Raw genomic sequence first — 14,065 nt, forward strand, 5'->3', positions numbered from 1 at the left:
GTCAGCTTCCTTCGGTCAGCGATCGAATCGGGGGGCGCGAGGCCGCCTTCCAGGTGGGCACGATGCTGGTCGCCAGGGCGGCCACGATGCTGACGCCGACCGCGATCGCGGCACCGGCCGCCAGTCCCGACATCGACACACCGGTGCCGACCACATCCGCCATTGCCAGGGCCACGCCCGTCAACCCCGCCAACAGCGCACCGGCGAGGGCACCCGCCACCGCGGCGATCGCGGGCTCGACGAGAAGCGCGGCGACGACGGGTGGGCGCGGAACGCCGTTGGCGCCGAGCACGCCGAGTTCGCGGGTACGTTGCGTGACGGTCCTCGTCGTCGCCACCGCCACTTCTGCGACACCGACCAGCAGCACGGTGACCGCGATCAGTGTCACCGCGTGCCCGATCTCGTCGGCGTGCCCCAGAACCGCTGACTGGCTACGGATTCCGTCGCTCATTCCGAACACGAGCACCACCAGGTACGCCCCCGTCGCGGTGGTGACGGCCGGGAGCACCATCTCCCGCGCGCGCCGGCGGGCGGCGAGCCAACCGTAGGTCAACCCCTTGACGATCATCGCGCACTCAGCAGCTCGACGGGGCGGTGCTGGAGCAGGCGGTGCACCGGCACCAGGGCGCCGACGATGGCCATCGCGGGCAGGAACATCGCGGTCATCGCGATGCCCTGCAGCCAGGCCGTCACCGTGGCGATGCCTGGAATCACCAGCGCCACAGCGATACCCGCCGCGGCGATACCCACCACGTAGGCGGCGACGAACACCATCGCGGACTCGACGAGGAAGAAGTACAGCACTTCGTCGGCCAGTCCGATGCTGGACATGATGCCGAATTCGCGACGCCGCTCGGCGACCGAAGCCAAGAACGACGACACCGCGATGACGAAGCCCAGCGCCAGGCCGATCGTGGAGATGAGTCCCAGCGTCGATCCCGTCACCTTGCCGGAGAACAACGCCGAGAACTTCTGCTCGAAGGTCAGCGGACCAGCGCCGCCGACGGTGTCGTAGATGAGTCCCCGACCCTGCGGGTCCGGTTGCACGGACGGATCGGGCGTGGCGGGCAACCCCACCTCGGTCGAGAAGGACTGCGCCAGATCACGCCGCTTCTCCGAACCGGCCGGTGCCGAGACAACCCACCAACCACTCTGCCCGACAACGGATTCCGCTATCGCGGTTGGTACGACGACGGACTCACCGCCTCCACCGATGCGGACCTGCAGACTCTGTCCACCAATCGTGACGCGGTCGCCGTCGGCCACGCCGAGGCGCCCGGCCGCACCCGCGGCGATCTGCGCCTCTCCGGCAGCGATGTCGTCGCGGCCACGCAGAGACACGGCATGACCGGCCACCTCCGTCACCCCGGACAGGGTGCGGGTGGCAGTCCATCCGCCCGGGATGGAGATATCAGGCGCCGGCCCGTTGGCGACGAGCGCCTCGACGTCGGGGTCATAGTGCACGCCGGCTGCGGGCACGACCCACAGAGCGCCGCCGGACAGCACGTCGGTGACCGAATCCTCGCCTGTCATAGCGAAACTCGCCGATACGGTGCGCACCACGGTGACGCACGCGATCGCCAGCGCGATACCGAGCACCGAGAGGACGAAGCGCTCGGGCCTGCGCCGGATGTTGGCCAGAGCGAACCGGATCAGGCACATCACTGTGTTCTGCGAGCCGACGGGAAGCTGCTCGGAGGGCATCACCGCCGACGAATCGCCGACTTGACTCGTCTCCACGAGAGATGATGGTGGGAGCCGCACGTAACACTCAGAGCCACCTGCGGTGACGTCGGTGTTAATACGCCAGGGGCGCAGTTACGGCAGCGTGTCGGGGACGCAACGGATTTCGTTGCCCATCCGTCAGCTCGAGATCGTCGGCCACGGTTGTGCCTGCTCGAGTTCGTAGGCGAGCTCCAGCAGCCGCGCATCCTGGCCGAGCGGCGCGGCGAACATCATGCCGACCGGTAATCCCGACGCCGAGCGCGCCAACGGCAACGAAATCGCCGGCTCCCCCGTCACGTTCTGCAGCGGTGTGAATGCCACCCAGTCGATGAGCCGCTCGATCACCTGCTGGTACTCGGCCGTCGGGTCCAGGTGGCCGATGCGGGGGGTGACGTCGGCCAGCGTCGGGGTCAACAGCAGGTCGTAGGTCTTCTGTAGGCGCGAGGTGATTCTCCGCGTGCGGGCCAGCCTGACCAGCGCGGCGGGCAGTCGCGCGAGATTACGCGCCGCGTGGTGCTCCAACCCCAGCGTGAGGCTGTCCAGCCGGGTGCGGTCGAAGGTCTCACCGAAGGTGCGCCGGCCACCGCGCACCAGTGCGAACGCCAGGAACGACCAGTAGAGAAGGAAGTCGTCGATGAATCGTGGCGGTATCGGATTGTCGACCACGGTGACTCGGTGGCCGAGCTCTTCGAGCAGCGCAGCGGTCTGCAGGGTCAGTTCGGCGATCTCCGGAGCGGAGTCCCGGGCGATCGACCGCGTGCACACCGCGATGTCCAGGCGTTGGGCGCTCGGGCCGCGGACGTCGCCGACAGCGCGCAGCTTGGGGTTGGCGATGACGCGTTCCATCTCCCGATAGAAGGCCGCGGTGTCGCGGACCGAGCGGGTGAGGACGCCGTTGTGCACGATCTGCAGCGGCATCTGACGGACATTGCGATCCAGTGGGAGCCTCCCCCGCGAGGGTTTGAGGCCCACCAGGCCGTTGCACGCGGCAGGGATGCGGATCGAGCCGCCGCCGTCGTTGGCGTGCGCGATCGGGACCACGCCGGAGGCGACGAACGCCCCCGAGCCAGACGACGAGGCACCCGCGGTGTGGTCGGTGTGCCACGGATTACGCACCGCACCCAGGCGCGGATGCTCAGCCGAGGCGCTGAAGCCGAACTCCGACAGTTGTGTCTTACCAAGGGGAATCAGCCCCGTGGCCAGGTACGGCTTCGCGAAGTCGCCATCGCTCGACTCGATGCGCGCCTCCCAGGCGTCTGCCCCTTCCCGGGTCGGCATTCCCGCCACGGCCACGTTGTCTTTGATGAACGTGGGCACGCCATCGAAGAAGCCCCCATAGGGATATGTCAGCCGGGCGCGCGTCCGCGCGCGGTCGAACGCTTCGAAGGCCAGGCCGTTGAGGGCCGGATTGACGGACTCGGTGCGCGCGATGGCGGCATCGGTCAGTTCGGCCGCCGAGACCTCACCCGCTCGCAGCGCATTCACTGCGCCGACAGCGTCGAATGTGCCCAGGGCGTCGTCAGCGAAGGCGTCGATGCGGGTCATGGCGCGACGGTACCAGAGCGTACCGGCGGTGTCGGGCAGTCCCCGCGGTCGTCATTCGGCGCGCTGAAGCACCGCTCCCACGGTCATCGCGAGGATCTTCCAGTCCAGCCACAGCGACCAGTTCTCGATGTAGAAGTTGTCCCATTCGGCGCGGTCGGCGATCGAGGTCTGGCCGCGCAGACCGTGCACCTGAGCCCACCCGGTCATACCCGCCTTCACGCGGTGCCGGTCGCCGTACCGCGCGATCTGGGCGTTGAACAGATCGACGTACTCGGGCCGCTCCGGACGGGGACCGACAAGGCTCATCTCCCCGCGGACGACGTTGATGAGCTGTGGCAGCTCGTCCAGCGAGGTGGCGCGCATGATCTTGCCGATTCGCGTGCGGCGGTCCTCCCCCTCGACGCCGCCCGGCGCGCTGTCGGCGCGGCGCTCGAATGACGCGTCCGCGACGCTGGGAGGCCTCATGGACCGGAACTTGAGACAGTCGAAGACGCGCCCGTCGCGGCCGATCCGGGCCTGGCCGAAGAAGATCGGCCCGGGCGAGCTGAGCCGCACCGCCAGCATCAGCGACAGGAACAGCGGCGAGATCAGCACGAGCCCGATCGTTGCGAACAGACGATCCGAGAAATGCTTGACGGCGAACTGCCAGCCGCGCGGGTCCGTGCTGGGCACCGAGATCAGCGGTAGTCCGCCGATGTGGTCGATGGTGGCGTGCACGCCGATGGTGTCGAAGATCCGCGGCACGATCCACACGGCCATTCCGTGCCGGTGCGCCACCTTGACCGCCGCCGTGATGGCCTCGTCCCGGGTGCGGGAGAAGGCCACGATCAGACATCGGGCATGGGTCTGGTTGATGGCGTCTTCGAGGGTGTCCAGCTTTCCTAGGTACGGGATGCTGGCCGGCTTGTCACGGTCCACCCCCATGGTCGGCAGGTCGTCGTCGATCAGGCCGATGGGCCGCAACCCGTAGTTCGGGGTGACCTCCAGGCGCTCGACCACTTTCGCGGCGATCCTGCCGTTTCCGACGATCAGCGTCGGAGCGATCATCTTGTTCCGGCGAAGCATGCGGGTCCGGACGATGCTGCGCACGAGGCGTCCGAGCGGGATCAGCACCGCGGCGCACACCCACACCTGAGCCACGGCAGTGCTGCGCGATCCTTCGATGTTCGGATTGAGGACCAGGCCGCTCAACAGCAGCATCGCCGCCACCGTGGTGAGCGCCTCGATTTTCGGCAGCTCGTCGAGGAACGAGCGATTCAGTGACCGCCTGTACAGGCCACGGATGGCGAAGAGCGCGATCACCGTCGGCGCGAAGAAACACATCATCCACGACGGCGGCAGCTGCTGATTCCGGTAGTTGGCGACGGTCATTCCGACCGCGACGGCAAGCGATCCCGTGGCCAGATCGATCGCCATCGCCGCAATCGGCAGCGATGATTTGCGGCGACGTGCGGGCACCACTTCGGTCAGCATCGGGAGGTCTAGCTGGCGCTCGACGGCATTGGTCTTTGCCGTTGGAGGAGCGTCGATGACACCGGTCATAGCTGACCTCCCCGGATCACGGTGCGCTCCACATGAAGAGGTTAACTCTACGGCAGCTGCGTCGTCGTCATTTGACGCCGACGAGAGCGGTTCGTCATATTTGACAGAGTCGCCTGCAAGTTTGCTGCGTGTCAACGGTCATCAACGGCGGCAAAAGAAGGGCACCCACACTCGCCGTCTCGGGCAACGGCTGGAGCACGCCCTTATTATCGTGACCGCAATTTTCGGTCTCATTTTTGAGATCGTGGCAAAGAACGTGCGCCGTTCGAACGATTGCCGCCGAGGATTCCATCCCACGCGCGCGGGATCCGCCGCAACGCACACGGCCCCCGGAACGCAGTGTTCCGGGGGCCGTGCGGTGGTGCTGGGGTCAGACTTCTGCTCGATTGGCCTGATTCCTCACCGGGCTCGTACCTCGCCCGGCGTCGTCGTCAGGCCTGACCGACCTCGAACCGGACGAACCGTGTCACGGTCACGCCGGCCTCGTCGAGCAGAGCCTTGACGGTCTTCTTGTTGTCGGACACCGAGGGCTGGTCGAGCAGCACGACGTCCTTGTAGTAACCGGTCACGCGACCCTCGACGATCTTGGGCAGCGCCTGCTCGGGCTTGCCCTCGGCCTTCGCGGTCTCCTCGGCGATCCGGCGCTCGTTGGCGACGATGTCCTCGGGCACGTCCTCGCGGGTGAGGTACTTCGCCTTCAGCGCAGCGATCTGGAGTGCGACCGCGTGCGCAGCAGACTTGTCGTCACCGGTGTACTCGACCAGCACGCCGACGGCCGGCGGGAGGTCGGCAGCGCGCTTGTGCAGGTAGGTCTCCACCTGACCGTCGAAGTACGCGACGCGGCGCAGCTCGAGCTTCTCGCCGATCTTCGCCGACAGATCGGCGATGACCTGCTCGACCGTGGTGTCACCGGCTTTGGCGGCCTTGAGCGCGTCGACGTCCGTCGCCTTGGCCGCGGCCGCAGCAGCCACGATCTGGTCGGCGGCGGCCTGGAACTCGGCGTTCTTGGCGACGAAGTCGGTCTCGGAGTTGAGCTCGATCAGCGCACCGTCCTTGGCGGCCACCAGACCTTCGGCGGTCGCACGCTCGGCACGCTTGCCGACGTCCTTGGCGCCCTTGATGCGCAGCAGCTCCACGGCTTTGTCGAAATCGCCCTCGGCGTCGACGAGCGCGTTCTTGCTGTCCATCATTCCGGCGCCGGTCAGCTCCCGAAGGCGCTTGACGTCGGCAGCGGTGTAGTTAGCCATAGATGTGTTCCTAGGGATTCTGTGCAGGGGTGGGTTCGGTCTGGATCTCGGCCTCGGGCGTTCCCGGTGCGGCTCCGGCCGCGGTGGGCGACGCCGTGGCACCGGCGAGCAGCTCCTGCTCCCACTCGGCGAGCGGCTCGGCAGCCACGCCATCCTGGCCGGCCTCGGTCTTGCCGGCACCCGAGCGGGCCTGCAGCCCCTCGGCCACCGCGGCCGCAACGACCTTGGTGAGCAGGGCGGCGGAGCGGATGGCGTCGTCGTTTCCGGGGATCGGGTAGTCCACGACGTCGGGATCGCAGTTGGTGTCCAGGATCGCGATGATCGGGATGTTGAGCTTGCGTGCCTCAGCGACGGCGAGGTGCTCCTTGTTGGTGTCGACGACCCAGATCGCCGACGGCACCTTCTGCATGTCCCGGATACCGCCGAGCGAACGCTCGAGCTTGTTCTTCTCGCGGGTCAGCATCAGGATTTCCTTCTTGGTGCGACCCTCGAAGCCACCGGTCTGCTCCATGGCCTCGAGCTCCTTCATCCGCTGAAGGCGCTTGTGCACGGTGGAGAAGTTGGTGAGCATGCCGCCCAACCAGCGCTGGTTCACATACGGCATGCCGACGCGGGTCGCCTCCTCGGCGATGGATTCCTGCGCCTGCTTCTTGGTGCCGACGAACATGATCGACCCGCCGTGGGCGACGGTCTCCTTGACGAACTCGTAGGCCGAGTCGATGTAGGTCAGCGTCTGCTGCAGATCGATGATGTAGATGCCGTTGCGGTCGGTGAAGATGAACCGCTTCATCTTGGGATTCCAGCGTCGGGTCTGATGCCCGAAGTGAGCGCCGCTGTCAAGCAGCTGCTTCATGGTCACAACAGCCATGGGTGTCCGTACCTTTGAGTTGTCGGTTGTCGTCCGGCATCGGGTGAGCCGGACCCTGGCGACTGCTTCGATGCCGGACCCGAGTCATCGGGACCGCCCGGCATACAGGTGACGAACCCGCGAGGGTTCGTGCAGACGCGCGAAGTCAGCCCGCGCAAGCGAGCTGCGCAGAGAAGTTTACACGCTCGGAACGGGTGGTTTGACCACGCTGATCAGGACGCCGAGCGCCTATCCCCAGCCGCTGAACCGGCCCTGGAACAGCAGCTCTTCCTCAGGGTGCACTGCTGCGATGCGCATTCTGGCGGCTGTTCTGCTCTGCGCCGTGGCCTCGGTGGCTCCCGCGGGGGCGGACGGTCCCCGTCTGGAGTGGCCGTTGCGGCCGCGCCCGGCGGTGGTCCGCGCGTTCGACGCCCCCGAACGGAATTGGCAGCGAGGGCATCGCGGCGTCGACGTCGTCGGCGCAGCGGGCCAGGCCGTGTACGCCGCAGGGGCCGGCACCGTGGTCTTCGCCGGGGTGCTCGCCGGCCGGCCCGTGGTGTCGATCGCACACCCGGGTGGGCTGCGCACCAGCTACGAGCCGGTACAGGCCGCGGTGCGCGCGGGGCAGACGGTCGGCGCGGGCTTTGTGATCGGTGCGCTGCAACCGGGTCATGCCGGGTGCGCTGCGGCGGCCTGCCTGCACTGGGGTGCGATGTGGGGTCCGGCGGCTCGCGCGGACTATGTCGACCCGGTCGCGCTGGTGGCGACGACGCCGATCAAGCTCAAGCCGCTGCGCTGAGCGTCACGCCCGGGGATGCGCCTGGTCGTGCACCGCGCGCAGCCGGGCGACGCTGACGTGGGTGTAGAGCTGCGTGGTGGCCAGCGTGGAGTGACCGAGCAGTTCCTGCACGACGCGCAGGTCAGCGCCGCCCTCGAGCAGGTGGGTGGCCGCGCTGTGCCGCAACCCGTGCGGGCCGATGTCCGGGGCGCCGTGGACGGCGGCCACTGTCTGGTGCACGACGGTGCGGGCCTGCCGCGGGTCGAGCCGGCCGCCGCGCGCACCGAGCAGCAGCGCCGGCCCTGATGTGGGGGTGGCCAGCGCAGGGCGCCCGTCGCTCAACCACGACATCAGCGCCCTGTGCGCCGGATCGCCGTAGGGAACGGTGCGCTGCTTGTTTCCCTTGCCGAGCACCCGCAGCACCCGCCGGGAGGTGTCGATGTCGTCGACGTCGAGGCCGCAGAGCTCGCTGACCCGCATCCCGGTGGCGTAGAGCATCTCGACGATCAGCCGGTCCCGTAGGGCGACTGGATCTCCCTGCTCGGCACCGGAATTCGCGGCGTCCATCGCGTCGACCGCCTGGTCCTGACGCAACACCGACGGCAGCGTCCGACGTGTCTTCGGCGCCTGCAACCGCACCGACGGGTCCTCGTCGAGCAGGCCGCGGCGGGCCGCCCACGCCGTGAACGTCTTGACCGCTGATGCACGCCGCGCCAGCGTGGTCCGCGCCGCACCCGCCGACGCCTGCGCCGCCAGCCACGAGCGCAGCACCGGCAGGGTCAGCGCACGCAGACCCGCATCGGGGTGTCGACGGTCCAGGAAGTCGAACAGCGATCGCAGGTCGCCCAGGTAGGCGCGCCGGGTGTGATCGGAGCGGCCACGCTCCAGCGCGAGGTAGGTGTCGAATTCCCCCAGAATGGCCTCCACGCCGGTCACGGTGACATCGGACCGGCGTCGGCTCTACAGGACGCGCCGCAGCGTGTCCGGAGTGAGATCTGCCAGGCTGCGATATCCGTCGACAGCCATCGTCAGGTCGGTCTCGGCCAGCAGCGAGCGCAGTACGTGGACAACCCCGTCTTCTCCACCGATGGCCAGTCCGTAGGCGTAGGGCCGCCCGACTCCCACCGCCGTGGCACCGAGGGCGAGCGCCTTCACGATGTCGGTACCGCTGCGCACGCCCGAGTCGAACAGCACGGGCAGCCCGTCGGCGGCCTCGACGACGTCGGGCAGGCAGTCGATCGCGGGCAGTCCGCCGTTGGCCTGACGGCCGCCGTGCGTCGAGCAGTAGATGCCGTCCACGCCGCCGTCCTTGGCACGGCGCACGTCGTCGGGGTGGCAGATCCCTTTGAGCACCAGGGGAAGGTCGGTCAGCGATCGCAGCCAGGGCAGGTCGTCCCAGGTCAGCGGATTGCCGAACAGGCTGACCCACTTGAGCACGGCGGCCTGCATGTTCTCCTCGGGCGGCTGGGCCAGACCGGCGCGGAACACAGGGTCACTCATGTAGTTGGCCAGACAGCGGCCCCGCAGCTGCGGGAAGTTCGACGTGGAGAGGTCACGCGGTCGCCAGCCGGGGATCCAGGTGTCGAGGGTGACGATGATCGCCTTGTATCCCGCCTTCTCCGCACGCTGGACCAGGCTCGCGGCCAGATCCCGGTCGGTCGGGGTGTACAGCTGGAAGAAGCCGGGGGTGTCACCGAACTCGGCGGCGACGTCCTCGATGGGGTCCTCGGTGAGCGTGGACACCGCCATGGGCACGCCGGTGCGCGCGGCCGCCCGGGCGGCAGCGAGATCGCCGTGCCCATCCTGGCCGCAGATGCCGATGACCCCGACGGGCGCCATGAACAGCGGCGACGGCAGGGTCAGCCCGAAGAGGTCGACGGTGAGGTCGCGCTCGGTCGCGCCGACAAGCATGCGGGGCATGAGACCCCATCGGTCGAACGCGGTGCGGTTGGCGCGCTGGGTGTTCTCGTCACCTGCGCCGCCGGCGACGTACGACCAGATCGACGGCGGCATGGCGACTTCGGCCTTGGCCTCCCAGCCGGCGTAGTCCATGGGCAGGGTCGGCATGACGCCGGAGAGGCCCTGCAGATAGATCTCGTACTGGTAGTTGCCGAAAGTCATGGCCCCACCCTGCCATCGGTGCCGAACACGGGGCCCCCGTTTCGCCGGCGGGTTATGTGGCCTCCGTGGCGGCGAGCTCGCGCTTCCATTCGCGGAAGGTCTCCTCCGTGCGGCCGCGCCGCCAGTACCCGGATATCGACGACGCCCACTTCGGCTCGATGCCGCGCTCCTTGCGGATGTAGGGCCGCAGGTTGTGCATCACGGCCTGCGCTTCGCCGTGGATGAAGACCTGGACCTGGCCCGGCAGCCAGGGGGCCTCCTTGACGGCAGTGATCAGCAGAGCGTGGTCGCCGGCGTTGTCCTCGGGCACGAGGTCAGCGCGTCCGCCGCGATACACCCACCGGATGTCGACGCCCTCGGGCGCACGCAGCTCGACGATGTCCTCCGGACCGGCTACTTCGATCACCGCCTGTCCGATCGCGTTGTCCGGCAACGTTTCCAGCGCCGCACCGATGGCGGGCAACGCTGCCTCGTCGCCGGCGAACAGATACCAGTCGGCGGCCGGATCGGGCGCGAACGCACCGCTCGGTCCCATCACGAACAACCGCTGACCCGGTTGCGCGGACGCCGCCCATGGGCCGGCGACGCCGTGCTCGCCGTGGACGACGAAGTCGATGGTGATCTCACGCCGGCCGGCATCGGCGCGGCGCACGGTGTAGGTCCGCACAGTCGGCTGGTGCTGCGACGGAAGCGCGGTGAAGCTGTCCAACGTCAGCGGATGCTCGAGCGCACCGACGTCCACCGTGTCGTCGACGAAGACCAACTTGACGTAGGCGTCGGTGTAGTCGTTCGGCGTAAACGTGTCGAAACCATTGCCGCCGAGGATGACTCGAACCATGTGGGGACTGATCTGCTCTGTCCGCACGACCTCGAAGGTGTGCACCGGACGTCCTGCCACCTGACCACCTTTCTGATGTCGCGCGCCGTGTGGCGCCCCATCGACTATACGAGCGGTGCCGACGATAGGGGGCCGTCCGTGGCAGATAACAGAGCGAGCGCTCTGTTATGGTGTCGCCATGGCGCGGCCACGGGTGCACGACCCGGACACCGTTCTCGACGCCGTCGAGCGACTCGCGGCCCGGTCAGGACCCAAGGCGGTCTCCATTCGGGCGGTCAGCACGGCCGTCGGCGCTTCGAATGGAGCGCTCTATCACACGTTTTCCTCGCGCAACGGCTTGATCGGGCACGCTTGGCTGCGGGCAGGCCGACGGTTCCTCGCGTTGCAGACGACGCTCGTCGACCATGCACTGCACCCCGACACCGAGGCCTCTGCCGTGGATGCGGTGGTCGCTGCGGCGGACGCACCGGTCGCGTTCGCCGAGCGCCACGCCGACTCGGCCACGCTGCTGTTGCAGGTGCGCCGTGACGAACTCCTGGCAGGCCCCCTTCCGAAGACGATCGGCGATGCTCTGCGTGAGCTCGACACCGAGCTGATCGCGCTGATGGTGCGCCTTGCCGACGCGATGTGGGACCGCAGGGACGCTGCGGCCGTCGACGTGATCACAGCATGCATCGTGGACCTGCCGACGGCTCTGGTGCTGAGCCGCAATCGACGCGACATACCCACGGCGCGTGAGCATGTGCGTGCCGCCGTGCGCGCAGTCCTGACCATACCCCCACCCGAATACCGACCACCCGATCCCCAACGACAAGGACGACGACCATGAGCGTGACCATCACTGTCGACGACAGCATCGCGATCCTCGATCTGGGAGACGGCGAAAACCGTTTCTCCCCAGAGTTTCTGGATGACATCGACGAGGCCCTCGATAGAGCGCTTTCCGACGGCGCTCAGGCACTGGTGACCACCGCGGGCGCGAAGTTCTACTCGAATGGGCTGGACCTCGACTGGCTGGGTTCCCACAGCGATCAGGGACCGTGGTACGTCGGGCGGGTTCACAGCCTGCTGTCGCGCATCCTCACCCTCGAGGTGCCCACCGCCGCGGCCGTCGTCGGTCATGCGTTCGGCGCCGGAGCGATGCTCGCGCTGGCGCACGACTTCCGGATCATGCGGGCCGATCGCGGATTCTTCTGCCTGCCGGAGGTCGACATCCGCATCCCGTTCCATCCCGGTATGGCGTCGTTGATCCAGGCCAAGCTCACGCCGGCGGCGGCCGTCGCATCGATGACGACGGGACGCCGCTTCGGCGGCGCGGACGCCCACTCCAACGGCATCGTCGACGCCATTGCAGCCGAGGCCGACGTCACCAGCGGCGCAGTGGAACTGCTCCGCCCGCTGCTGGGCAAGGACCGCGGGACGCTCGGAGCCATCAAGAACACGATGTTCGGATCGGTGGTGGACGCCCTGGCTCAGGTGTGACCGTCACCGGCCGGCCACCAGCGCGCGGCGACGACGTCGACGATGCCACGCCGCAACGGAGTGCCCTCGTGGTGCCACTGTGTCTGCGCTTCGATCATCAGATGCGGCGGCAGCGTGCCGTTGGCGCGTACGACACGCCACCAGGTGACCGCCGCCCCGTCGCGTGCCATCACACCGCCCACGCCGCGAGGTCCGCCGCGCTGCAGGTACTCGGCGATGTCGCCGTAGGTCATCACCCGCCCCGCCGGGATACGGTCGACGACCTCGAGTACGGCAGCAGCGAACTGCTCTCCAGCGTCGTTCACCGGCACAGCTTATTGCCGGTGAACGACGTCAGAGGCGGGTCACAGGCCGGGCAGGCAGTTGATCAGCGGGATGCACGGCGGCGGCGGGGGCGGGGGCGGCCCCGGAGGGTTGCCGGAAATCATCACGGGCTTGGTGTCCGGTGAGTTCGGGTCGAAGTAGAACGTGTGGCATCGGGAGAGATCCCAGCCGGCCACGGGGGTCATTCCGGATGCGGGACACCAGATCTGACCGCACTGACCGAACGCATTGCACGCCGGCATGCCCTCCGGCGGTGCGCATTCCGGAGTCGTCGCTTCGCCCGGCGAACAGTTCGAATCAGCCTGCGCCGCAGGGGCGCTGATCGCTACCGCGAAGCCGAGTGCTGCCAGGCCGAACCCGCCTGAGAGCACGGCCGCCGAAGCGACCGCGGTGATTGTTCGCCGTGCCATGGGTATTTCCTTTCGAGCTTCGCCTCGTTCTGACATGCACCGAGTGTCGACGGGGCAGGGCGCTACCGATCCCAACTTTCTTCGAGGGCTCCGACGCCGTACCCCTCATGGTCTCTACAACGCACGACGGCGTCAGGACAATCGCCCAAATCGGTGTGGCGCATGGGGAGTTGGTATGTCAGAGAAAAGCCGTCGACCCTAGTGTGCGCGGTGGGTAAGAAACAGTTGCTGCGAGGTTCTTCCGACTTGTCGCGTCCGCGTCGTCAGAACGACAAGGTATCGAATGCGCGATGCGGCAGCGGATCATCCGCCACCACAGCCACCTCCACCACAGCCACCTCCACCACCGCAGCTGCCTCCACCACTGAAGTCTCCGCTGCCGAAGTCGCTTCCGCCTCCGTAGTTGCCGGCCCCCCACAGGCCGGCCGTGCCCGCCGCTCCGGAAGCCCAGTATCGAGAGCCGCCGGCCTTCCTCGACGCCTGCCACGCCTTCAAGTCTCGAAGGCTCTGCCCACAGTCGTCCCACGGATCCGGGCCCGCTCGACGCGCTCGAATGACTGCGACATTCACACCGATCGAGGCCAGAACGACTCCGACCACCACGATCGCGGCCAACATGCGATGAGCCTACGCCGCCTCGGGCGCCGCGCATAGAGTGACGCCGTGTGGCTTAAGGGCACCAATTGGATCGAGCGAGCGAATGCTGCGGCGGAAAGCGTGGAGCTTCCCTCTGCGGTATTCAAGACATGCCCGTGGCAGCCGCGAGCCCTCGTCGAAACCGGTCTGCGGCAATGGCTCCGTTGCTGTGCAGCAGCGCTTCGAGATGGGCAAGTGATCGGCATGCCTTCGCGGGCGGTCGACGAAGCGTGGCATGGCTTCATTCTCTGTACAGCCAGGTATTCGGCGTTTTGCGTCGACGCGTACGGCCGGTATCTCCATCACCATCCTGAGGGCAGCGCACCCGCAGGCACCGCGGGTGCCAGCGATCCCATCGAGAATCAGCTCGGGAGGACGGTTGTCGCGTGGTCACTAGTGGCTCAGCCTGAAGAGCGTTGCGTGCTATGGGATCTCGACACAATCGTCGGCGTGGAAGAACCCTGGGGAATCGACCTCGAGAGAGTCGCTGCTATCCAGACCTCCATGAGAAGGCTCACCGCCAGCGGCCGACAGAGAGCTGCACCCCACAACCTGAAGCGCTGACATTGA

Annotated in this window: 15 protein-coding genes; 4 read left to right on the forward strand and 11 right to left on the reverse strand. The window is 67.7% G+C overall.

Going from position 1 to position 14,065, the window contains the following annotated elements:
* Window position 1: 1 nt before the first annotated feature.
* The 6 genes from ACZYYX_RS22715 to rpsB form a co-directional block, all read right to left on the reverse strand.
* Window positions 2-568 (reverse strand): FtsX-like permease family protein, encoded by a 567-nt coding sequence (locus ACZYYX_RS22715; protein WP_463816880.1) that lies wholly within the window; start codon window positions 566-568, stop codon window positions 2-4.
* Window positions 565-1,740, reverse strand: a complete 1,176-nt coding sequence (locus ACZYYX_RS22720) for an ABC transporter permease (RefSeq protein ID WP_463816881.1) — start codon at window positions 1,738-1,740, stop codon at window positions 565-567. The genes ACZYYX_RS22715 and ACZYYX_RS22720 overlap by 4 nt, the downstream gene beginning before the upstream one ends.
* Window positions 1,741-1,863: 123 nt before the next feature.
* A complete protein-coding gene (locus tag ACZYYX_RS22725; RefSeq protein ID WP_463816882.1) occupies window positions 1,864-3,270 on the reverse strand; it encodes an amidase in 1,407 nt (468 codons plus the stop codon).
* Window positions 3,271-3,321: 51 nt separating this feature from the next.
* The gene (locus ACZYYX_RS22730; RefSeq protein WP_463816883.1) at window positions 3,322-4,812 is read right to left on the reverse strand and encodes a sugar transferase; all 1,491 of its coding nucleotides are present in this window, start codon (window positions 4,810-4,812) and stop codon (window positions 3,322-3,324) included.
* A 431-nt stretch (window positions 4,813-5,243) separates the two neighbouring features.
* Window positions 5,244-6,059, reverse strand: coding sequence for a translation elongation factor Ts (tsf, locus tag ACZYYX_RS22735; RefSeq protein ID WP_463816884.1), 816 nt, complete (start codon window positions 6,057-6,059; stop codon window positions 5,244-5,246).
* Window positions 6,060-6,069: 10 nt separating this feature from the next.
* Window positions 6,070-6,927, reverse strand: coding sequence for a 30S ribosomal protein S2 (gene rpsB / locus ACZYYX_RS22740; RefSeq protein ID WP_463816885.1), 858 nt, complete (start codon window positions 6,925-6,927; stop codon window positions 6,070-6,072).
* A 289-nt stretch (window positions 6,928-7,216) separates the two neighbouring features.
* On the opposite strand from rpsB, the gene ACZYYX_RS22745 reads away from it, so the two are divergent.
* Window positions 7,217-7,705, forward strand: coding sequence for a M23 family metallopeptidase (locus ACZYYX_RS22745; protein WP_463816886.1), 489 nt, complete (start codon window positions 7,217-7,219; stop codon window positions 7,703-7,705).
* Window positions 7,706-7,708: 3 nt separating this feature from the next.
* On the opposite strand, the gene ACZYYX_RS22750 is transcribed toward ACZYYX_RS22745, so the two are convergent.
* Genes ACZYYX_RS22750 through ACZYYX_RS22760 form a run of 3 tightly spaced genes read right to left on the reverse strand, consistent with a single transcriptional unit; the run spans window position 7,709 to window position 10,703 of the window.
* On the reverse strand, window positions 7,709-8,611 hold the full coding sequence (locus tag ACZYYX_RS22750; RefSeq protein WP_463816887.1) for a tyrosine recombinase XerC: 903 nt from the start codon (window positions 8,609-8,611) through the stop codon (window positions 7,709-7,711).
* A 33-nt stretch (window positions 8,612-8,644) separates the two neighbouring features.
* Window positions 8,645-9,805 carry a lactate 2-monooxygenase gene (locus tag ACZYYX_RS22755; RefSeq protein WP_463816888.1) on the reverse strand — a complete coding sequence of 387 codons (1,161 nt, stop codon included), beginning with the start codon at window positions 9,803-9,805 and terminating at the stop codon, window positions 8,645-8,647.
* A 52-nt stretch (window positions 9,806-9,857) separates the two neighbouring features.
* Entirely contained in the window at window positions 9,858-10,703 is an 846-nt protein-coding gene (locus tag ACZYYX_RS22760) for a siderophore-interacting protein (RefSeq protein ID WP_463816889.1), read from the reverse strand.
* 118 nt (window positions 10,704-10,821) lie between these two features.
* Between ACZYYX_RS22760 and ACZYYX_RS22765 the strand changes: the two genes are divergently transcribed.
* Both ACZYYX_RS22765 and ACZYYX_RS22770 read left to right on the forward strand, forming a co-directional pair.
* The gene (locus tag ACZYYX_RS22765) at window positions 10,822-11,472 is read left to right on the forward strand and encodes a TetR family transcriptional regulator (RefSeq protein ID WP_463816890.1); all 651 of its coding nucleotides are present in this window, start codon (window positions 10,822-10,824) and stop codon (window positions 11,470-11,472) included.
* The gene (locus ACZYYX_RS22770; RefSeq protein ID WP_463816891.1) at window positions 11,469-12,125 is read left to right on the forward strand and encodes an enoyl-CoA hydratase/isomerase family protein; all 657 of its coding nucleotides are present in this window, start codon (window positions 11,469-11,471) and stop codon (window positions 12,123-12,125) included. The genes ACZYYX_RS22765 and ACZYYX_RS22770 overlap by 4 nt, the downstream gene beginning before the upstream one ends.
* Here the strand turns inward: ACZYYX_RS22770 and ACZYYX_RS22775 are convergent.
* Both ACZYYX_RS22775 and ACZYYX_RS22780 read right to left on the reverse strand, forming a co-directional pair.
* Complete coding sequence (locus tag ACZYYX_RS22775) at window positions 12,116-12,430, reverse strand: MGMT family protein (RefSeq protein ID WP_463816892.1); 315 nt, start codon at window positions 12,428-12,430, stop codon at window positions 12,116-12,118. The two genes, ACZYYX_RS22770 and ACZYYX_RS22775, sit on opposite strands and share 10 nt — an antisense overlap.
* A 39-nt stretch (window positions 12,431-12,469) precedes the next feature.
* Window positions 12,470-12,859 (reverse strand): hypothetical protein, encoded by a 390-nt coding sequence (locus tag ACZYYX_RS22780; protein WP_463816893.1) that lies wholly within the window; start codon window positions 12,857-12,859, stop codon window positions 12,470-12,472.
* A gap of 663 nt (window positions 12,860-13,522) precedes the next feature.
* On the opposite strand from ACZYYX_RS22780, the gene ACZYYX_RS22785 reads away from it, so the two are divergent.
* Window positions 13,523-14,059, forward strand: coding sequence for a glycine-rich domain-containing protein (locus ACZYYX_RS22785; protein ID WP_463816894.1), 537 nt, complete (start codon window positions 13,523-13,525; stop codon window positions 14,057-14,059).
* The last annotated feature ends 6 nt before the right edge of the window (window positions 14,060-14,065 follow it).

This window comes from Mycobacterium sp. IDUB_1, from assembly GCF_055419625.1.